Source organism: Rahnella sp. BCC 1045 (assembly GCF_019049615.1).
GTDB classification, from domain to species: Bacteria; Pseudomonadota; Gammaproteobacteria; order Enterobacterales; family Enterobacteriaceae; genus Rahnella; species Rahnella contaminans.
In genome coordinates this window covers 61,748-81,630 of record NZ_JAFMOZ010000130.1, presented here as the reverse complement: position 1 = coordinate 81,630, position 19,883 = coordinate 61,748, and the positions used below count along the sequence as shown (strand labels likewise).

The 19,883-nt window shown below is 56.7% G+C and carries 16 protein-coding genes; 14 read left to right on the top strand and 2 right to left on the bottom strand.

From position 1 onward, the window contains the following. Positions 1-61 precede the first annotated feature (61 nt). The 10 genes from J1782_RS14925 (at position 62) to J1782_RS14880 (ending at position 11,766) form a co-directional block, all read left to right on the top strand. Entirely contained in the window at positions 62-760 is a 699-nt protein-coding gene (locus J1782_RS14925; protein ID WP_217153424.1) for a response regulator, read from the top strand. Beyond that, positions 757-1,938 (top strand): cell wall metabolism sensor histidine kinase WalK, encoded by a 1,182-nt coding sequence (locus J1782_RS14920; protein WP_217153423.1) that lies wholly within the window; start codon positions 757-759, stop codon positions 1,936-1,938. The genes J1782_RS14925 and J1782_RS14920 overlap by 4 nt, the downstream gene beginning before the upstream one ends. 93 nt (positions 1,939-2,031) lie before the next feature. After that, entirely contained in the window at positions 2,032-3,174 is a 1,143-nt protein-coding gene (locus tag J1782_RS14915) for an efflux RND transporter periplasmic adaptor subunit (RefSeq protein ID WP_217153422.1), read from the top strand. After that, the gene (locus J1782_RS14910; RefSeq protein WP_217153421.1) at positions 3,171-6,251 is read left to right on the top strand and encodes an efflux RND transporter permease subunit; all 3,081 of its coding nucleotides are present in this window, start codon (positions 3,171-3,173) and stop codon (positions 6,249-6,251) included. The genes J1782_RS14915 and J1782_RS14910 overlap by 4 nt, the downstream gene beginning before the upstream one ends. Before the next feature lie 155 nt (positions 6,252-6,406). Then, entirely contained in the window at positions 6,407-6,844 is a 438-nt protein-coding gene (umuD, locus tag J1782_RS14905; RefSeq protein ID WP_152323814.1) for a translesion error-prone DNA polymerase V autoproteolytic subunit, read from the top strand. Beyond that, positions 6,828-8,093 carry a translesion error-prone DNA polymerase V subunit UmuC gene (umuC, locus tag J1782_RS14900; protein WP_217153420.1) on the top strand — a complete coding sequence of 422 codons (1,266 nt, stop codon included), beginning with the start codon at positions 6,828-6,830 and terminating at the stop codon, positions 8,091-8,093. Before umuD ends, umuC begins: the two co-directional genes overlap by 17 nt. Before the next feature lie 117 nt (positions 8,094-8,210). Then, entirely contained in the window at positions 8,211-8,576 is a 366-nt protein-coding gene (locus J1782_RS14895; protein WP_152323816.1) for a copper resistance protein, read from the top strand. A gap of 67 nt (positions 8,577-8,643) precedes the next feature. After that, positions 8,644-10,689, top strand: coding sequence for a protein-disulfide reductase DsbD (locus J1782_RS14890; protein WP_217153419.1), 2,046 nt, complete (start codon positions 8,644-8,646; stop codon positions 10,687-10,689). Next, positions 10,689-11,273, top strand: a complete 585-nt coding sequence (locus J1782_RS14885; RefSeq protein WP_217153418.1) for a DsbA family protein — start codon at positions 10,689-10,691, stop codon at positions 11,271-11,273. Before J1782_RS14890 ends, J1782_RS14885 begins: the two co-directional genes overlap by 1 nt. Further along, on the top strand, positions 11,260-11,766 hold the full coding sequence (locus J1782_RS14880; protein ID WP_217153417.1) for a protein disulfide oxidoreductase: 507 nt from the start codon (positions 11,260-11,262) through the stop codon (positions 11,764-11,766). The genes J1782_RS14885 and J1782_RS14880 overlap by 14 nt, the downstream gene beginning before the upstream one ends. 146 nt (positions 11,767-11,912) lie before the next feature. On the opposite strand, the gene J1782_RS14875 is transcribed toward J1782_RS14880, so the two are convergent. Continuing rightward, on the bottom strand, positions 11,913-12,800 hold the full coding sequence (locus J1782_RS14875; RefSeq protein ID WP_217153416.1) for a MurR/RpiR family transcriptional regulator: 888 nt from the start codon (positions 12,798-12,800) through the stop codon (positions 11,913-11,915). 452 nt (positions 12,801-13,252) lie between these two features. Between J1782_RS14875 and J1782_RS14870 the strand changes: the two genes are divergently transcribed. From J1782_RS14870 to J1782_RS14860, 3 genes are all read left to right on the top strand, one after another. After that, positions 13,253-15,382, top strand: coding sequence for a TonB-dependent siderophore receptor (locus tag J1782_RS14870; RefSeq protein WP_217153415.1), 2,130 nt, complete (start codon positions 13,253-13,255; stop codon positions 15,380-15,382). An 82-nt stretch (positions 15,383-15,464) separates the two neighbouring features. Next, positions 15,465-16,529, top strand: coding sequence for an ABC transporter substrate-binding protein (locus tag J1782_RS14865; protein ID WP_217153448.1), 1,065 nt, complete (start codon positions 15,465-15,467; stop codon positions 16,527-16,529). Between the two features lie 214 nt (positions 16,530-16,743). After that, positions 16,744-17,658, top strand: coding sequence for a LysR family transcriptional regulator (locus tag J1782_RS14860; RefSeq protein WP_307803460.1), 915 nt, complete (start codon positions 16,744-16,746; stop codon positions 17,656-17,658). Positions 17,659-17,664: 6 nt separating this feature from the next. On the opposite strand, the gene J1782_RS14855 is transcribed toward J1782_RS14860, so the two are convergent. Continuing rightward, positions 17,665-18,150: a universal stress protein gene (locus tag J1782_RS14855; RefSeq protein ID WP_152323822.1), complete on the bottom strand. Its 486-nt coding sequence runs from the start codon at positions 18,148-18,150 to the stop codon at positions 17,665-17,667. Between the two features lie 179 nt (positions 18,151-18,329). Here J1782_RS14855 and J1782_RS14850 point away from each other — a divergent pair, with 179 nt between their 5' ends. After that, a complete protein-coding gene (locus tag J1782_RS14850; RefSeq protein ID WP_217153414.1) occupies positions 18,330-19,880 on the top strand; it encodes an MFS transporter in 1,551 nt (516 codons plus the stop codon). Positions 19,881-19,883: the final 3 nt, after the last annotated feature.

The window sequence follows — 19,883 nt, the reverse complement described above, 5'->3', positions numbered from 1 at the left end:
ATGCAGAGGCAGTGTCAATAAACTGTCTGGGATTTATGAAGAAACAGTCAAGGCGGCAGACATGCAAACAAAACGGATCCTGATCATTGAAGACGACGTCGATGCGGCGGATGTTCTTGATGCGTATTTGAAACGTGAAGGTTATGAGGTGCAGATTGCGGGAGACGGGCTATCCGGGCTGGAGAATGCGCAGCGGTGGAAGCCTGATCTTATTCTGCTGGATGTGATGTTGCCGGGGATAAGAGGGACGGACGTTCTGGCGTCAATCCGCCGCGAAAGCCGCGTTCCGGTGATCATGGTGACGGCAATGGGCGATATGCCTGACAAAATTGGTGCGCTGCGTTTCGGGGCTGATGATTATGTTGTCAAACCCTACAACCCTGGCGAAGTGGTGGCGCGGGTGCAGGCCGTACTCCGGCGGGTGATTTCCGGCTCAGAGGCCGTGTCTTCCGTGTTGTGCTGGCAGGGACTTGATGTTGATACCGATGCCCTCACCGCCGCTGTCCGGGCAGCCTCGGGTGAACTGCGCTATATGGATTTAACACCAACAGAGTTCGGTGTGCTGAGCACATTAATGCGCGCTCCGACGCGTCCGTTCTCGCGGCAATATCTGCTTGAACATTGCCTGCCGGAAAGCGAGGCGCTGGAAAGGGTCGTTGATACGCACGTTTATAACCTGCGTAAAAAGCTGGAATCTGCGGGGATCGTCAACGTGCTGGTCAACGTGCGTGGCGTCGGTTACCGGTTCAGGCAACCATGAGTGGCCCACATTATCAGTCCCTCTGGCGCTGGATTTGTGTCCGTATCCTGACGCTGGCAATCGGCAGCGTGATCCTGATTGCGCTGTGCATGTGGCTGCGCTTTGTCATCGAAAATGTTTGGGTGTTGCACCACATGTCCCCGGCAATGCGGGCTGAATTTGAGGTGCTGCGCAGTAACCCTGAGCTTAATCTGGCGCGGTTTCATGAGATTGTGGATCAGGGCTGGGGCGTGCGCTATTCGGATCCTTCGATTGCTTCTGCCGACTGGATGATGGTCGGCATTCTGGTGGTCGTGGTGATCCCTTTTATCGCGCTTTTGGGTTTAAAAGCCGCGCGCCCGCTTTCGTCGCAGTTCAGCCGTCTGGCGCAGGTGGCCCGTTCGGTCACAAAAGGGGATTTCAATACACGGGCTGAAGCGGTGAAAAATGCCCCGTCTGAACTTATCCAGTTTACCGATGATTTCAACGCCATGATGCTGCAACTTTCCCGCTATGAGCGGGAACTGCGGGCGTCGCATGTCGCGATGGCGCACGAGCTGCGTTCGCCGCTGACGGCGGCGGTAGGGCGGTTGCAGGGGATGCTTGATGGCGTATTTCAGCCGGAGCCGCGTCAGTTACAGATGGTCATGAAACAGCTTTTGCATCTGAACCGGCTGATTGACGAACTGCATTTGCTTTCGCTGGCGGATGCCGGTCAGCTGAATCTTCATAAAACATCTCTGGATCTGGCTGAACTGCTGCGCGAGCGCGTGGCCTGGCTCAGGCCGCAGTTAGCGGAAGCCGGTTTTGACATCACCGTGACGCCCGATATCCCCTGTCCTTATGTCGGGGATCCGTTCCGTCTCGGGCAGGTCTTCACTATTCTGATGGAAAATGCGCTGCGTTATGCACAGGAAGGCCACCGGCTGGATATTGCAATTTCGCACAGTGAAGGCGGCGTGGAGATTGCGTTTCGGGATCACGGGCCGGGTGTCGATGCGGGTTTTCTGCCGGTAATGTTTGAACGCTTCAGCCGGGCAGAATCTTCCCGCGCCCGGCACTCCGGGGGCAGCGGGCTGGGGCTATCCATTGCCCGTGCGATATGTGAAGCCCATGGCGGCGGCATCCGGGCTTTGCTGAAAGAACAGGGCGGGCTGGTTATCACGGTCAGTTTGCCTCAGCCGGAAGCGGGAAAATAAATAAGCGGTTCTTGACGGTTCCTTGATGAAATATCGCGGGAATCTGGACAGTGAGCGGATTGAATAGCGGTATCTCAATTCAGGAAGTCTGTCATGACCGCTACTTTTACGGATTATGCCCGCCACGGCGTGCGCCATTTATGTGCTGCTGGACGTCTGCTGCCCTTTCTTCCCGCCGCCTGTCTGCTGATAGTTGTCGTCGTGCTGGCGGGGTGTGGCGATAAATCCCGTCAGCCCGTAGTACCCGCAAGGCCGGTGCGCGTGGTGATTGCGCCGCTTCCTTCAGCCTCCGGCACGGTTATCCAGACAGGTGAAATCCGCGCCCGCGAAGAGGTGGCGCTGGGTTTCCGGCTGGACGGCAGGATCCTCACCCGTCAGGTCGATGTCGGTGATCGTGTGGCGGCCGGGCAGATTGTCGCGACGCAGGAAAGTGCCACCCGCCGCAACCAGCTCAACAGCGCGCAGGCCGATCTGGACAGCGCCCGCGCCGCGGAACAGCTGGCTGCGCTGAATCTCCGTCGCATGAAGCTGCTGATGCCGGGCGGTGCTATCGCCCGCACGCAGCTGGATAGCGCACAATCCGACTGGCAGGCGGCACGCGCGCGGCGTCAGAGCAGTGAAGATGCGCTGAAAAACGCACGTGAAAATCTCTCCTGGGCACAACTGACCGCACCGGCAGACGGCGTCGTGACGCAGGTCAGCGCCTCGGTCGGGCAGGTGGTCAGCGCCGGACAACAGATTGTGACGCTGGCCTCGGGCGGCGGGCGTGATGCGGTGTTTGATGTCGCCGATCCGCAGGCGATTCCGGCACAGGCGGGCGCTGTTTTTAGCGTTTCGTTACTGTCCGGCTCTTCAGTGATCGCGCCGGGGCATTTACGGGATATCAGCCCGCAGGCCGACCCGCAAACCCGGACATGGCGTGTTCGTATCACGCTCGATAACCCGCCGCCCGCCATGGCGCTGGGGGCCAGCATTCAGCTCATTCTCCCTGCTTCAGGCCAGGCGGCGATCGCACTGCCTGCGTCGGCGCTGACCCGCGCCGGTGGCCAGCCCGCCATTTTTATCGTGAATACCAAAACGCTGACGTTGCACCTGCAACCGGTGGTTTTAGCGCGTTACAGCACCAAAGAAATCTTTATTTCGGCTGGCCTGAGTCCCGGCGAAACGGTCGCGATTGCCGGTGTGAGTAAACTGCGCAATGGCGAAAAAGTGACGCTGGGGGAAGGCAGCGAATGAAGCCGTCCACTCCCGTACACCGGTTCAATCTCTCCGCCTGGGCGCTGGCACATCAGCCGCTGATCGCCTTTTTTATGCTTCTGCTCATGGCCGCCGGTGTCTTCAGTTATGAGCAACTGCCGCGCAACGAGGATCCGGCGTTTACCATTAAAACGGCGGTAGTCTCTGCAAGCTGGCCGGGTGCCAGCGTGACGGATACGGTCAATCTGATCACGGATACGCTGGAGAAAAAACTTCAGGAAATCCAGTATCTTGATTTCGTTGAGAGCGAGACCCGCGCCGGGCAATCGGTGATTTTCGTTAACTTGCGTGATGATACGCCGCCCGCAGAGGTTGCAGGCATCTGGTATCAGGTGCGTAAAAAAATGCAGGATATCGCCCCGTCGCTGCCCGCAGGCGTGCAGGGGCCGTCGGTCAACGATGAGTTCGATGATACGTTTGGCACGATTTATGGGTTTACCGCTGAGGGTTACTCGCCGCGTGAACTGCGCGACCGCGTGGAAGATATCAGCCGCAGCCTGATGTCGCTGCCGGACATCGGCAAAACCCGCCTGCTGGGCATTCAGGAAGAAAACATTGTGATTGCGTTTTCGCCCGCGCAGCTCGCCGGGATGGGCATTGATTTGCAGCAGGTCACCGACGCCCTGAAAGCGCAAAATGCGGTCGAACCTGCGGGTGTTTTGCGCAGCGATCGTGAAAATATCGCCCTGCGCGTAAGCGGCTCCCTGACGTCTGAGCAAAGTTTGCAGGCGGTGACGCTGCACATCGCCGGGCGCTACATTCCGCTGACGGATATCGCGACGATAAGCCGTCAGGATGCCGAGCCGCCTGCACCCGAATTTCGTGTTAACGGGCAACCCGCTATCGGGCTGGCGATTTCTATGGCTTCCGCCGGGAATATGCTGTCCTTTGGCAAAGCGCTCAATGACCGGATGGCGGACATCCGCACGCGCCTCCCGCACGGCATTGAAATGGTCAAAGTGGCCGATCAGTCAGCGGTGGTTTCACAGGCCGTCAGTAGCTTTATCCGGGTGCTGATTGAATCCGTTTTCATTGTATTAGCCGTCTCTTTTGTTTCACTCGGCACCCGCGCCGGGCTGGTTGTGGCGGCGGCCATTCCGGTGGTTCTGGCCATGACGTTCATCGGCATGATGCTGGCGGGAATCGGGTTACAGCGCATTTCTCTGGGCGCGCTGATCATTGCGCTCGGGTTACTGGTGGATGACGCGATGATCACCGTTGAAGCGATGGTGTCGCGTATCGAGGCGGGAGATTCGGCCTGGCGCGCCGCCACCTACGCTTTTGAAACGACGGCATTCCCGATGCTTACCGGCACACTGGTGATGATTGCCGGTTTTATTCCGGTGGGCTTCGCGGCCTCAAGCGCCGGTGAATATTGTTACTCCCTGTTCGCCGTGGTGCTTATCGCGTTGCTGTGTTCCTGGGTGGTCGCCATTCTTTTTTCGCCGCTGATCGGGACGTGGATTTTACCCGCAAAGCTTGCATCGCACGGTGAAAAGTGTGGCCGGTTAATGCGTTTCTACCTGCGTCTGCTGAATTATGTGCTGCTTCACCGGTGGGGCACGCTGAGTATTGCCTGTCTGTTGCTGGCGATGGCGATGTATGCGACGACGTTTATGCAGGGGGAATTCTTCCCCGCCTCCGACCGGCCGGAATTACTGGTGAGTCTCACGCTTCCCGCGAATGCTTCCTGGACAGAAACCGCGCAGCAAACTGAACGCCTGGAACGTGCGCTGCAAGGTAACCGGAATGTCGATCACTATTCGGATTATGTCGGATCGGGGGCTGCGCGCTTTTATCTGCCGATGGATGTGTTACTGGATAACGAGAATACGGCGCAGCTGGTCATTGTCGCCAAAAATCTGGAAGACCGTGACAAGCTTCGCGCACAGCTTGAGGCCATTTTAGCCCGTGATTTCAGCGACATCACCACGCGCGTTTCCCCGCTGGAACTCGGCCCGCCGGTCGGATGGCCGGTAAAATATCGCGTCAGCGGCCCGGACTATGCGAAGGTCAGACAGATCGCCCAACATCTCGCTGCCACGCTGGGTGAGGTTCCGGTTACGCGCGAAGTGAATCTGACCGCCGGAGAGCCCGAGCGGGTAATAACGCTGCGGGTGAATCAGACGGCAGCGCGTGCGGCAGGCGTTTCTTCGGAAAGTCTTGCGGCTTTGCTTAACACCGTCTGGTCAGGCAGCGTCGTCACCACCGTCCGGGATAAAAACCGGCTGATTGATGTTGTTCTGCGGGCGAACAACCGCGAGCGTCAGGATATCACCACGCTGTCGGGCCTGATGATCACCACCGCAACGGGGCAAAAAATCCCGATAAGTCAGGTCGCGACACCGGTCTGGGGGATTGACGATCCGGTTGTGTGGCGTCGCCAGCGGCTGCCGTTCATTACCGTTCAGACGGATTTAGCACCGGGGCTGCATGCTGAAACCGTATCGCAGCAACTCGCGCCGCGGGTTTCGCGTATCCGTGCGGCGATGCCTTCCGGATATAAAATCGAGGAGGGCGGCGTAGTGGCGGAGTCAGATAAAGGCAACGGTTCGGTGTATGCCGTGCTGCCGGTCACGTTGTGCGTGATGCTGATCCTGCTGATGATCCAGTTGCAGCGTTTTTCGCGCATGCTACTGGCCTTATTCATGGCTCCGTTCGGCCTTATCGGCATTGTGCTGGCGATGTTGCCCACCGGCACGCCGATGGGTTTTGTCGCCCTGCTGGGGGTTATCGCGCTGGCGGGAATGATTATCCGCAACGCGGTGATCCTGATCAGCGAAGTGGATAATAACGTTATCGCCGGGATGGGCCGTGATGACGCCATCAAGGCCGCCGCCGGGCACCGTTCAAGACCTATATTGCTGACGGCCTGCGCGGCAATACTGGGGATGCTGCCGATCGCCGAACAGGTATTTTGGGGGCCGATGGCTTACGCGATTATCGGCGGGTTAATTGTCGCCACTTTCGTCACGCTTACGCTGCTTCCGGCTGCGCTGAGCCTGATTATGCAGCGGGAGAAGGTGAGGGCGGCCGCTTGCGGAAATTCAATCTGACGCATTTAAAATCGCCAAAATTTCTTCTCTGCGAGATCAACACGATAGTCGCGCAGGCGGCGCGGGGCCTGCTGATCTGTGCTGGCAGCCATTGATCTGAGCACCTGATTAACTATACTGTATATAAATACAGTATGTTTGCAGGAACTCCACTCATGATGCTTTACAAAATCGCCGCACGGCAGCAAAAAACGGATATCCCGTTGTATTTAAACCCTATTGCAGCGGGTTTCCCCAGCCCGGCGGCGGACTATGTGGAGAAGGGTATCGATCTGGTGGCGCACCTGATTGCGCATCCTTCTTCTACCTATGTGCTTAAAGTCTCCGGCGATTCCATGCGGGACGCGGCGATCATCGATGGCTCAATGTTGCTGGTCGATTTCAGCCTGAAACCGGCTCACAACGATATCGTTGTCGCCAGTCTGGACGGAGAATTTACGGTGAAACGACTGATGCTCCATCCGTATCCTCATCTGCGGGCTGAAAACCCGTCCTACGCGCCTATTCCGCTGAATGAAGACCGGCAAGTCGAGATTGTCGGCGTTGTCACCACCGTTATCAGCACGATGCATCGCAATGTACGCACTCGCTGATGTGAACTCGTTCTACGCCAGTTGTGAAGTCGCCTGGCGCCCTGACCTGCAAGGCAAACCGGTCGTAGTGTTGTCCAATAATGATGGCTGCGTGATTGCGCTTTCGGCGGAAGCGAAGAAGCTCAAAATCAAAATGGGCGCGCCGTACTTCAAACAAAGGGCACTTTTTCAGCAACATAACGTGGTGGTTTTCAGCAGCAATTACGAACTTTACGGCGATATGAGCCACAGGGTGATGGAGACGCTGGGCGCGTTATGTCCGAAAATCGAAATCTATAGCATCGATGAGGCCTTTCTCGATCTCAGCCGGTTGCCGGGGGATCTCGATTTAGAAAGCTTCGGCAAGGAAATCAGGGACACGGTGAAACAACATACGCGGCTGACCCTTGGCGTCGGCATTGCGCCGACGAAAACGCTGGCAAAACTCGCCAATTTCGCAGCAAAAAAATGGACAAAAAGTCAGGGCGTTATCGATCTCTCTGATCCGGTTCGTCAGAAAAAGCTGATGTCGTATGTACCGGTCGAAGAGGTCTGGGGCGTGGGGCGGCGGATATCGAAAAAACTGAATGACGCCGGGATTAAAACGGCGCTCCAGCTTGCCGAATGCGACCTGTGGTTTATCCGGAAGAATTTTAATGTAGTGATGGAACGCACCGTGCGCGAGCTGCGCGGCGAACCTTGTTTAGGCTTTGACGAATTTGCGCCCGCCAAACAGGAAATTGTTTGCTCGCGGTCTTTCGGCACGCGGGTGACGGCGTATCAGGAAATGCGTGAAGCCATCTGTTATTACGCCACGCGGGCTTCTGAAAAGCTGCGCGCAGAGCATCAGTTTTGCCGGCAGATTTCCGTCTTTGTCAAAACCAGCCCGTTCGCGGAAGGGGAGATTTACTATGGAAATCTGGCGAGTACCCGGCTGATTACGCCCACTCAGGACACCCGCGACATTATCTTCGCTGCAACAAAGTGTCTGGATGATGTCTGGAAAGAAGGGCACCGGTATCAGAAAGCAGGCGTAATGCTGGGGGATTTTTTCAGTCAGGGCGTGTCCCAGTTGCACTTATTTGATGAGCGCGCGCCGCGTGCCAACAGCGATGCGCTGATGACGCTTTTCGATGAAATCAATGATAAAGGAAAAGGGACGCTGTGGTTCGCCGGGCAGGGGATCTCGCGGGACTGGCAGATGAAGCGCGAGATGTTATCCCCTGCATGGACCACCCGTCTGAGCGATGTCCCGGTGGCACGTGCCTGACGGCTAAACGAGTCACGCAGCGCAGATTATTGAGCGTAAATTCTTGTAATTCATGATTCATACATCTTGTGAATGTTTGAGTGGCCGTTAGAATGGCGGCCTGCTTGCGAGGGAAATGTGAATAAACAACGGCGTTCAGCACTGCTCTATTTTTGCCTGGCCTGTCTGGTCATACTGACGTGTATGACGCAGCGCATCGCCGGGCTGAATGCGCTGTCCGCAATCGTGCATCAGGAAACGGCGACGGCGCAGGCGTCATCCACGACTTCTGAAATCGCTAAAATTCCCGCTCCCTGCGAGCTCAGCAGCAAATCGCTGCTTTCTGTTCCTCCTCTCCTCTTAGAATTTGCGTTTCTGGCGCTGAGCCTGCTGCTGGCCTTTTTGTCACGCGGCAATCTGGCGGCGATCCGCCTGCTTGTGCCGGAGGCCGTCCCCGTGCCGCGCCTGCGGGTGCATTTGCGGCTCTGTGTATTTCGGGAATAAAAACTCCGGGAATAAAACACGCCTGTTTTTCATCAGGATGTGACTTTTTTATTTTTGGAGAAAATCGATGCGAAATTTATTCAGGGCGGCCGCTGGCTGCTTACTGATGCTCTGGCTGCATACCGGATATGCTGCCGACACCGGCTGGCTGCAAAGCCCGCAAAATACCCACGCGAAAGTGCGCTTACAGGCGCAGCCTGCCGATTCTTCTGAAGAAGAAACCCGGTTGCTGATTTCTGTCAGCCTCGAAAAAGGCTGGAAAACCTACTGGCGTTCGCCGGGGGAAGGCGGTATTGCGCCGTCAGTCGAATGGCAAAAACCGGTCACGGCGCAACAGGCTACAGGGTACTGGCCGACGCCCGCACGTTTTGATGTCGCGGGCATCACCACCCAGGGCTATCACGATGAAGTCACGCTGCCCGTCATCCTCAGCGGTGAAGTGCCGGGCACAATTGCCGGAACGCTGACACTGCCGGTGTGCAGCAACGTGTGCATTCTCACCGACTATCCTTTCAGTCTGGATCTCCGTTCCAGTACGGACAGCGCAGAATTCGCACGCGAGTTCGCCGCGGCAATGGGTAAAGTGCCGATAGCTGAAGGGCTGACAGACAGCGTGACGGCGGGATATCGCCCCGGCGTATTGCAGATCACCGCTCACCGCGGGCAGGGCTGGCAAAATCCGCAAGTGTTTACCGACACGCTGGAAGGCAGTTCGCTGGGCAAGCCGGTGGTGAAAGTGGACGGGCAACTGGCGCGGTTCACGCTGCCCGTGACCGACGAATGGGGCGATAAGGCGGCGGATATCACGGGCAAAACGCTGAGTATCGTGTTGTCGGAAAATGGTCTGGCGCAGCAAAATTACCTGAAAGTGATCCCGCTTTCTGCCGGCGCGCCGGGCGCGGTCGCACTCTGGCAGGTGGCGCTGATGGCACTGGCCGGTGGTTTCATTCTCAATCTTATGCCCTGCGTTCTGCCGGTGCTGGGCATGAAACTCGGCAGTATTTTGCAGGTGGAACAGCGCAACCGGAAAAGCATTCGCGTGCAGTTTCTGGCGTCATCGGGCGGGATTATCACCTCGTTTCTGGCGCTGGCGCTGCTGATGACGCTGCTCCGTTACACCCATCAGACGCTGGGCTGGGGCATTCAGTTTCAGAGTCCGTGGTTTATCGGGCTGATGGTGCTGGTCACGGCCGTATTTACCGCCAATCTGCTGGGGTTGTTTGAAATTAATCTGCCCTCAAAGATGACCACCCGTCTGGCGACGCATCAGCGTTCCGGTCTCAGCGGACACTTCGCTGAAGGCGCTTTTGCCACGCTGCTGGCGACGCCCTGTTCCGCGCCGTTTCTCGGCACGGCGGTGGCGTTCGCGCTGGCCGCACCGCTGCCGGTTCTGTGGGGGCTGTTCCTGATGCTGGGCATCGGCATGAGTCTGCCGTGGCTGATGATTGCCCTGTGGCCGGGGCTGGCGATGTGTCTGCCGCGGCCGGGGCGCTGGATGCTAAGGCTGCGGCTTTTCCTCGGCGCGCTGATGCTGTCGGCCTGTCTCTGGTTGCTCAGCCTGATGCAAAACCATTTCTCTGCGCTGACGGTCGCCGTGCTGGCGGGTGTCTTGCTGGTGATGCTGTTCGCCTTCTCCCTGCGCCGCTATGGCTTACGTAATTCGGCGTTAACTGCGGGGGCGGGCGCGCTTCTGGCCGGTGCCGTGATCGTCATGGCCTCGCACTTTTCAGGCACAGGCGGGAAGCCACTGCGCGATGATATTGCCTGGCAACCCTTGTCCGAAGAGGCGATTCAGACCGCGCTGGCGGCAAAAAAAGTGGTCTTTGTGGATGTTACCGCCGACTGGTGTGTGACCTGTAAAGCCAACAAATACAACGTACTGATGCGCGACGATGTGCAGAAAGCCCTGACGGAAAACGACGTTGTGGCCCTGCGCGGTGACTGGACGTTGCCGTCAAAACCGATCGATGACTTCCTGCAAAAACGCGGCAGCGTCGCCGTGCCGTTTAATCAAATTTATGGTCCGCACAATCCTGCCGGTGAAATCTTATCGCCGTTGCTTACCCGTGACGCCGTATTACAGGGGCTGGAAGATGCCCGTGGAGCCCGATAATGAAAACGTTAATGCTGATTATGATGATGGTGATTTCTCCGGTGGTTCTGGCGATGACGCCGGAAGATACGCTGTTTAACAACCCGGCCTCGCCGTGGTTTGGCGCGAAAAATCCCCGGCTGACCATTGTGTCCTTCACCGATTACAACTGTCCTTACTGCAAGCAGTTTGATCCGATGCTGGAAAAAGTCGCGAAAGAAAATCCAGATATCAAAGTGGTGATTAAACTGCTGCCTTTTCGCGGCGCGAGCTCCATTATTGCCGGTCGTGCGGCGATGACGGTCTGGGAGCAGCATCCGGAAAAGTTTCTGGTGGTACACCAGCGGCTGATGTCTAAAAAAGGGCAGCATGATGAAGCCAGTGCGCTCGGGGCGGTGAAATATGCCGGACTGGAACCCATTCGCGTGACGCCCGCCAGTTATCTTGAACTGAAAACCAATGTGGAAATCGCCGAGGTATTGGGCATTCAGGGAACGCCTGCGACGATCATTGGCGATCAGCTGATTGCGGGTGCCATCTCCCGGGAGGATTTGCAGAAAGTCGTGAAGGAACAACTGGCGAAGGCAAAACATGATCAGGCTTAAACGCTGGGTGCGCGAAGGGGCGATTTTCGTCGGGCTGATTTTGGTCGTGATGCTGGGAATGGATTTTCTGCGCGCGCCGCAGGCACCGGCCAGTTTTGGCAGCCAGCCGTTGCAGACCCTCAGCAATCAGTCCGTGACGCTCAGCCAACAAAGTCAGCAGCGCCCGCTGCTGGTTTATTTCTGGGCGACGTGGTGCGGCGTCTGCAAAATGACCACACCTTCAGTTTCCCGGCTGGCAGAAGAAGGGGAGAACGTCCTGACCGTGGCATTGCGTTCAGGGGATAACGCCACGCTGGAGCGTTATCTGCGCGGAAAGGGCATTCACATGCCGGTGGTTAACGATGCCCGCGGCGATTTGTCGGCACAGTGGGATATTGGCGTCACCCCGACGTTCGTTGTCATTGATAAAGGGCAGGTGATTGCCACAACGACCGGCTGGACTTCTTACTGGGGAATGAAAGCGCGGCTGTGGTGGGCGCAAATCCGCACCTGATTTGCCGTTGCTGCTATCGTCCGAAACACAAGGCCTTCACCGTGGTGAAGGCCTTTCTACTCGTTAAGCCAGGCGGCGGTGACCAGCGCGCTGCAAATAGTGTCACTGCCCGGGTTGAGATGGCCAAAAACGCAGATCATAACGTCTCACTTCTTGTTTGACGGTTTCAGTGTCCGGTATAAATCCTGAATGCGGGTCATGGTTTTGACCGTGCGGGAGGATGTGGCGGATGCGACCGATAATATCAGCATTTCCAGACAAACCAGCACGGTGCCATGCAGCGGCATCCGGCCATTTTCGCCGCCGCGTGGCACGTTGATCACGAGGGTCGCTTCTTTGGCGAAGAAAGATTCCGTGGCGTGCGTCAGCAAAATGATCGGGATCCCCAGACGTTTTGCCTCGCGAACCGTGGTCGTTCCTTCTTTGTGCGCGTTTTTTTGCGCCATCATAATCAGCACATCGCCACGTTGCAGGCTGATCAGCTGTTCCGCCAGCGCGACGCCGGAACGGTTAAGCGAAACGGCCTGAATGCCAATGCGGTTGAAAAGCCGCGCGCTGTAATCCGCCAGAATTCCCGAGGCATTAATGCCAAAAAGCCCCACCTGACGCGCGCCAATCAGCAACGCGACGGCTTCAGACATCGCCTGCCGGTTGCCGGGTTCCGAAAGCGTATCGCACGCACGTTTATGGCCATCGAGAACGAAATCGATACCGGAATTAATATCGCAGGCCAGCTCGCTGACCGTCGTGATCATCTTTTCTTCTGAATTAATCGCCGTGCCGAGCCACGCTTCCAGCGTTTTTTTCATATCACGCAAACCGGCAAACCCTAATGCCTGAATTGCGCGGATCACGGTGGCATCCGAGGTTTCCGTTGCGGCAGCAATTTCTAATGCCGTGGATTCCAGAACAGTCTCACGATTGTCATAGATATATCTCACCACGGCCTGTAAGCGTGGTGAAAGTGCGGGTGCCCGCGCACGATAACGTTCACCAAATACATCAATACGTTTTTTTAACGGAGTGGCGGCCATGGAATGAACCCGATCCCTTTGCTTTAAAAGTGTATGGGTAAGCGTCAGTGCTTCTGAGAGGAATTTTATCTTATCAAATGTAGTGATTTGTCCGCTATGAAAACGGTTCAATTCACAAGATTCAGGGCGAAAGGGTTCAAGTTGTGGAAGGTGTTTTTGAAGTTTAATTATTTTAAATCAGTTCGTTATGTTTTTTTTCAACCCGGTAACTGTGTGAGTTTTTTTAACGATTAATGTAGTAGAGACATGAAATTGTTCATTTACTACTACGTTTTCACATGTTGGAATGATTATCAATTGCATTACAGCGGTTTTTTTTGACCCGGTGAACGTGCAGGAAATAACCCATGGGGAAGTTGCGGGAATAGTTCCCTGCGAAATCGGGTGGTTTCTTAAAATATCCGGAATGAATTTACGGAAATAATAAAATAAAAAACATCAGGCGTAATGAAATGAATAATAACAGGACGGTTTCTTTTAAACGGAATTGCCATCCGGCAATTATGGCCGCTATTTATGGTGTCGCGTTGCTGACACCGGGGATCAGTTATTCTGCGTGGGACAGCAATACGCTCACGGTGTCCGGACAGGAAACAGACGGGCAGGGTTACAGCGCCAGCGAGACTTCCGTGGCCAGCAAAACGCCGACTTCGCGGCTCAATGAAGCGCAGTCGGTCAGCGTAGTGATGCAGCAACAATTGGAGGATTATCAGGCTTCCAGTTTGTCGGACGCGATGCGTTTTGTCAGCGGCGTCACCGAAGGCAATACGCTGGCGGGCACTGAGGACGGGTTTGTCCGCCGCGGATTTGGTTCGAACTCCGACGGTTCGATTTACCGCGACGGCGTGCGCAGCAGTCAGGGGCTGAATTTTGATGCTACCACCGAGCGCGTCGAAGTGCTGAAAGGCTCGGCATCGCTGCTGTACGGTATTCAGAATCCGGGCGGCGTGATCAACGTCGTCAGCAAAAAACCGCAATACGACTGGCACACCAAAATCAGCGGGCGTTCCTCCAGCGAAGGTGGCGGCGCGGGCACGATTGACGTCACCGGCCCGCTCGGCAACGGTTTTGCATTCCGCCTGATTGCGGAAAAACAAAATCAGGATTACTGGCGCAATTTTGGCAGCGATAAACACACGCTGGTTGCGCCGTCGTTGCAATGGTATGGCGAAAAATCCAGCTTCCTGATCAGCTATTCCGATTACCGCTACGACATTCCTTACGATCGCGGCACGGCATTTATCAACGGCAAACCGATTGATATCAACTATAAAGACCGTCTGGACGACAAAGCAAACCGCGCCTGGGGCCATAATAAAACGCTGAACGCCCATTATGACTGGCAGTTCAGCGATGACTGGAGCACCCGCCTGACCCTCGGCTGGAACCAGCGCCGCTACAACAATGATGAAGTCAGGGTGACGGCGGTCAACACGACCACCGGCGCAGTGACGCGGCGCGCCGACGCCAACCGCGGCTTTAACCACAAAACCAAATACGTTTCGTGGGACTTGCTGGGCTCTCAGGATATTCTGGGGATGAATCACGATATCGTGCTGGGCACGGATTATGAGATGAATCAGACCTATCGCGCACACCAGTATCAGGGCAAGGCGAACAGCAGCTTCAATTACTTTGATCCGCAATACGACATCCTCTCGCCGGTCACTGACAGCACCACGGAAAACACCGCCAACGGCAATAACCTGAACCGTATTCACAGCCGTTCGGTCTATGCCAAAGACAGCATTTCGCTGACGTCGGACTGGATTGCCGTGGTCGGCGGGCGTTATCAGCATTACGAACAGCGCGCGTCGAAAGGCTTTGATCCGGTGGTTCAGACGCTCGACAGTGAAGGCAACAAATTCCTGCCGCAGGCCGGGCTTATCTACAAACTGACGCCAGATGTTTCGCTTTACAGCAGTGTCAGCAAATCCTTTACGCCGTCAACCGACGTGGATGATGACGGCAATGTCGGTAAACCGGAGCAGGGCACCAACTGGGAAGTGGGCAGCAAATGGCAGATTTCCCCGCGCCTGTTTGCCAGCGTGGCACTGTACCGGATTGACGAACGCGACATGTCGCTCAGCATTAACGGCACAACGCGGGCGATTGATAAAGCGCGTTCCACCGGCGCTGAATTTGAACTGAATGGCGAAGTGCTGCCGGACTGGGATGTGAGCGCCAATTACAGTTATGACAATGCCGAAATTGTGAATGACGGCGTGAACTCCGCCAATAACGGCAACCGCCTGCAAAATGCGCCACGCCATTCCGGCGCGTTGTATCTGAGCCATAATCTGACGTTCAGCGGCATTCCGGGGGATTTCCGCGTGGGCGGCGGGGCGCGTTATGTCGGCACGCGGGCAGGCGATCCGGAGAACAGTTTCACGATGCCGGACTATGTGGTGGCCGACAGTTTTATCGCGTGGAACAACCCGCTGTTCGGCGAGAAAACGCAGTTGAAACTTAACCTCAACAACCTGTTTAACAAACACTATTACACCTCCAGCGGCGGCAATCTGCGCGTGCGTGAAGGCGAAACCCGTAATCTGATGGTACAGGCCAGTGTTGAATTCTGATCGTGATAGTCAAAAGGGCGCGCTGCGCGTGCCCGTATTTTTCAGACCGGCGCTTATCGCGCTGGTGCTGCTGAGTGCGGTGATGAGCGTGGCGGTGCAGGCGCGAACGGTAACGGATATCGACGGGAATCAGGTTGAAATCCCCGATAATCCGCAGCGTATTGTGCTGGGCGAAAGCCGGATGTTGTATACGCTGGCAATGCTCGAAACCGGCGATCCGGTGAAACGCATTGTCGGCTGGCCGCTGGATTTAAAGCGGTATGACAGCCAGACCTGGACGATATTTACGCAAAAATTCCCGCAGATGCTGAAAATTCCGGTGCTGGGCGGCGGCGGGCCTGATGAAATGAACCCTGAGAAAGTGCTGGCGCTGAAACCTGACGTGGTGATTTTGCCGAGCCTGGCGCGCTACGACGATGCGGATTTACGGCTGCTCCGGATGCTGAAAGCGGCGCACATTCCGGTGGTGAGAATCGATCTGCGTGTCCATCTGCTGAAAAATACTGCCCGCAGCGTGGAGATTCTCGGTGAAGTGTTTAACCAGACTGAGCGCGCGAAGGCGTTCACGCAGTTTTATCGCTCGCATATGCAGGTGATACACGACCGGCTGGCAGCCTACCAGGGCCCCAAACCCACGGTGTTGCTCCAGCTGCATCTGGGGCGCCGCAATGAATGCTGTGTGACAGCGGTGAAAGGCAGTCTCGGCGAATTGCTGACGTTTGCCGGTGGCGACAACATTGCCAGTAAAACCGTCGGCGGAGTATTTGGTCGTCTGAATGAAGAATACGTGATCATGGCGCAGCCGGAATTTTACATCGCGACCGGTGCGGGCGACGTTAACGACAAAGACGATCTGAAACTCGGTCCGGCCATTTCCCCCGAAATGGTTCAGCAAAGTCTGGCGCAATTAACCGCGCAGCAGAACGGATTGCGCACGCTGAAAGCCCTGCATAACGGCCACACGGCGGTGATATGGCAGAATTTTTACCTTAGCCCGTGGCACGTTGCGGCCACCGAGTTTATGGCGAAAACGCTGTATCCGGATCTTTTCGCCGATATAGAACCTGAGCAAACCCTCCGACAACTCTTTCACGATTACCTGCCCGTTCCGTACAGCGGAACGTATTTCGGCAAGGGCAAAGACTAAAAGTAAGATCCGGGGCTTCCGGCTAACGCTGCCTGACGGCACCCGGAGATTTTCATCTCCTCCTGAGGTTAATGGCGATTGCGTGCCACGCACGGCTCGGGTGATTGAAAGTCAGTTATCAGGCCGCACGGCGTCTTTATAATGCTTTTACGTTTTTCACTTTGCGGCCAGCGCCTTTCTGGCTATGTTATGGAACGGCTTGTTTCCAATATGAATGATGATGAAAACCCCTGATTTAAATCTGATTATTGCTCTTGATGCCCTGCTGGACGAAGGCTCGGTGATTGGTGCGGCGCGCAGAATGAATTTAAGCGCGCCCGCGATGAGCCGGACGCTGACCCGTATCCGTCATCAGCTTGGCGATCCGATCCTGGTCAAGGCCGGGCGAAAAATGGTGCCAACCCCGCGGGCGCTGGCCCTCAGGGAAGAAGTACATCAGATAATGGGCGAGGCCGTCCGGCTGTTGCAGCCGCAGTCGGTTGTGGATTTATCGCAGCTGGAACGCACGTTTACGCTGCACGCCAACGACGTTTTTATCAGCGCGTTCGGCGGGATCCTGCTCAGCCGTTTACGGCAGGAGGCGCATAACGTCGGTTTACGCTTTACCCCGGAAAATGGCAGCGACGAAGACAGTCTGCGCGACGGCAAGGTCGATCTTTACATCAGCGCGATGCGTCCGCTGGGAGATGATATTCACGTACAATCACTGTTTTCCACGCATTTTATGGGGCTGGCGCGTGAAGACCATCCGATTTTCGACCATGAAATCACCCCGGAATCATTCACCCGTTATGAGCAGATCAGCGTATCCCGGCGTGGACGCGCGCGCGGGCCTATCGATAAGCGGCTCGCAGAACTGGGCCTCGTGCGCCACATTTCGCTGGTGGTGCCGACGTTCCATTCCGGCGTGTTTTCGCTGGGGAATTCCGATCTGATTTTATCGTTGCCGGAACATGTCGTGCAGGCGGTAAAAACGATGGGGATCAGAACGCGCGCCTTCCCGCTGCCGGTGGAGCTGGATGCCATTCCTATCGTTCAGGCCTGGCATCCGCGGTTCCAGAATGATCCCGCCCATCAGTGGCTGCGGCGCACCATTCATGATTTATGTATCCATTCCGCTAGCGCGTGATCCGTGTCAGCACGACGGCTCCGTTTCCTGATTTTCCACCAGCACCGGACAGGCTGCGAGGTCGATCACTTCTTTCACGATGGAGTGTTCGACCCAGCGTTGCAGCGAGGATAAATGCCGGTGTCCCATCACGATTAAGTCCACCTTCAGTCTGGCCGCTTCCCGGATAATCACCTCCGTTGGTTCCCCGCCGACAATCAGCCCGCTGACGTGGCGGTTGTCTGCCGTCAGTTCCGTCACGGCGTGGCTCACGATGCGCCGCGCCTCGTGATATTCGTGATTTGCCGGGGGGTAAACCAGCCCGTCGCTGGCTTCGTTATTTGCGGGGTTTTCCGCTAAGAAATGATGTACGCCGGGCAGCAAATACGCCCCGTCAACCACGCATAAAATATGCAGATTGGCCGGTTTTCCGGCACTGATTTTCCGGCCTAGTTCAATGACCGCCAGCGATTGCGGCGACCCGTCGAGCGCCACGAGAATATTGGTGAACATCGCGTATCCTTTCTGTGAATGATAAAGACCCTATCTTGGGTAACCCGCCCTGGTAAATAAATGCCTCTGTATGCACCTGTCACGTGCGCCAGACGCACGCCTCGGCTGCAAACATCGCAATTCCTCCCGCTGCGCCAACTTTCTAGACTGAGCCCCTGATCATCTGGAAGGGATAAGTAATGCAAACACTTGCGCAACCTAAAGCTATGCCGCCAGCGGCGACGTTTGACCTGCGCATCATGACGGGGCTGACGGGCATTTTGCTGGCCTCGCTGGTGGCCGGATTAAACGAACACGTCACCGATATTGCGATGACCGACGTGCGCGGCGTGCTGTCTATCAGCTATGACGAAGGGAGCTGGCTCACCACGTTGTATGAAGCGGCGCAGGTGGCGGCCATGGCGTTTGCGCCCTGGTTTTCGGCCACGCTGTCATTGCGGCGTTTCACCCTCGGCGTCACCGCCGCTTTCATGGTGGCGGGCGTGCTTTGCCCGTTTGCGCCCAATCTGCCCGTGCTTTATGTCCTGCGGACGGTGCAGGGGCTGTTTGGCGGCTGCCTGCCGCCGATGCTGATGAGCGCCGCGCTGCGGTTTTTACCGCCGGGGATCAAGCTTTATGGTCTGGGCGCGTATGCGCTGACAGCCACGTTCGGGCCGAATCTCGGCATCCCGCTGGCGGCGTTATGGACGGAATACACCGGCTGGCAAATGGTGTTCTGGCAAATCATTCCACTTTGTCTGCTGGCGATTGCCGCCGTGCACTGGGGCATTCCGCAAGACCCGCTGCGGCTTGAACGTTTTGCGCAGTTCAACGGCGTGGGGCTGCTGCTCGGTTTACCGGCTATCACCTCGCTGGTGGTGGTGCTGGAACAAGGCACGCGGCTGGGCTGGCTGGATTCGCCGTTCATCTGCCGGATGTTGTTGCTGGGGCTGACGACCCTGACGCTGTTTATGGTCAACGAGTGGTTTCATCCGCTGCCATTTTTCAAAGTGCAGCAACTCGCGCGGCGCAATCTCACCTTCTCGCTGATTACGCTGGGCGGCGTGCTGGTGATCCTGGTGGCAGTACCGGGGGTTCCGGCCGGATATCTGGCGGAAATCCGCGGTTACCGGCCTGTGCAGACGGCTCCGCTGGCACTTTATGTCGCGCTCGGGCAACTGGCGGCGCTGCCGCTGGTCTCGGCGCTGTGCAATATCCGCCGGGTCGATTGCCGCTGGGTGCTGGCCTGCGGGCTGGGGCTGATCGCGGTGACCTGTTACCTCGGCAGTGCGATGACGTCGGACTGGATCCGCAATAATTTTTACGGCCTGCAAATGCTGCAAATCCTCGGGCAGCCGATGGCGGTGATCCCGCTGCTTCTGCTGGCCACCAACGGTTTACCGCCCGCCGAAGGGCCATTTGCCTCGGCCTGGTTTAACACCGTGAAAGGTATGGCGGCGGTGGCCGGAACCGGCGTGCTCGAAGGGCTGAGCACCGCGCGCGAGCATTTTCACTCCAACACGCTGGTGAATCAGTGGGGAAACAGCGGGCAGGGGCTGTCGTTTTCTCACTCCGGCAGCGAAAGCCTTTCAGCGCTGGCGGAGCAAATCCACGTGCAGGCCGTGGTGCTGGCGTCTGCTGATGTTTATCAGGTCATGGTCGTGCTGACCGTCATTCTGATCCTCTTTATTCCGTTAATGGCAACGCGCGTTTATCCACCGCGTCCGCTTGCCAGCCCTTCAATTTCTTAAGGT

What these genes read in the sequence shown, in the direction of transcription:
- J1782_RS14925 (WP_217153424.1), top strand. Translation starts at nt 62, where the DNA reads ATGCAAACAAAACGGATCCTGATCATTGAAGACGACGTCGATGCGGCG.
- J1782_RS14920 (WP_217153423.1), top strand. Translation starts at nt 757, where the DNA reads ATGAGTGGCCCACATTATCAGTCCCTCTGGCGCTGGATTTGTGTCCGT.
- J1782_RS14915 (WP_217153422.1), top strand. Translation starts at nt 2,032, where the DNA reads ATGACCGCTACTTTTACGGATTATGCCCGCCACGGCGTGCGCCATTTA.
- J1782_RS14910 (WP_217153421.1), top strand. Translation starts at nt 3,171, where the DNA reads ATGAAGCCGTCCACTCCCGTACACCGGTTCAATCTCTCCGCCTGGGCG.
- umuD (WP_152323814.1), top strand. Translation starts at nt 6,407, where the DNA reads ATGATGCTTTACAAAATCGCCGCACGGCAGCAAAAAACGGATATCCCG.
- umuC (WP_217153420.1), top strand. Translation starts at nt 6,828, where the DNA reads ATGTACGCACTCGCTGATGTGAACTCGTTCTACGCCAGTTGTGAAGTC.
- J1782_RS14890 (WP_217153419.1), top strand. Translation starts at nt 8,644, where the DNA reads ATGCGAAATTTATTCAGGGCGGCCGCTGGCTGCTTACTGATGCTCTGG.
- J1782_RS14885 (WP_217153418.1), top strand. Translation starts at nt 10,689, where the DNA reads ATGAAAACGTTAATGCTGATTATGATGATGGTGATTTCTCCGGTGGTT.
- J1782_RS14880 (WP_217153417.1), top strand. Translation starts at nt 11,260, where the DNA reads ATGATCAGGCTTAAACGCTGGGTGCGCGAAGGGGCGATTTTCGTCGGG.
- J1782_RS14875 (WP_217153416.1), bottom strand. Translation starts at nt 12,800, where the DNA reads ATGGCCGCCACTCCGTTAAAAAAACGTATTGATGTATTTGGTGAACGT.
- J1782_RS14870 (WP_217153415.1), top strand. Translation starts at nt 13,253, where the DNA reads ATGAATAATAACAGGACGGTTTCTTTTAAACGGAATTGCCATCCGGCA.
- J1782_RS14865 (WP_217153448.1), top strand. Translation starts at nt 15,465, where the DNA reads ATGAGCGTGGCGGTGCAGGCGCGAACGGTAACGGATATCGACGGGAAT.
- J1782_RS14860 (WP_307803460.1), top strand. Translation starts at nt 16,744, where the DNA reads ATGATGATGAAAACCCCTGATTTAAATCTGATTATTGCTCTTGATGCC.
- J1782_RS14855 (WP_152323822.1), bottom strand. Translation starts at nt 18,150, where the DNA reads ATGTTCACCAATATTCTCGTGGCGCTCGACGGGTCGCCGCAATCGCTG.
- J1782_RS14850 (WP_217153414.1), top strand. Translation starts at nt 18,330, where the DNA reads ATGCAAACACTTGCGCAACCTAAAGCTATGCCGCCAGCGGCGACGTTT.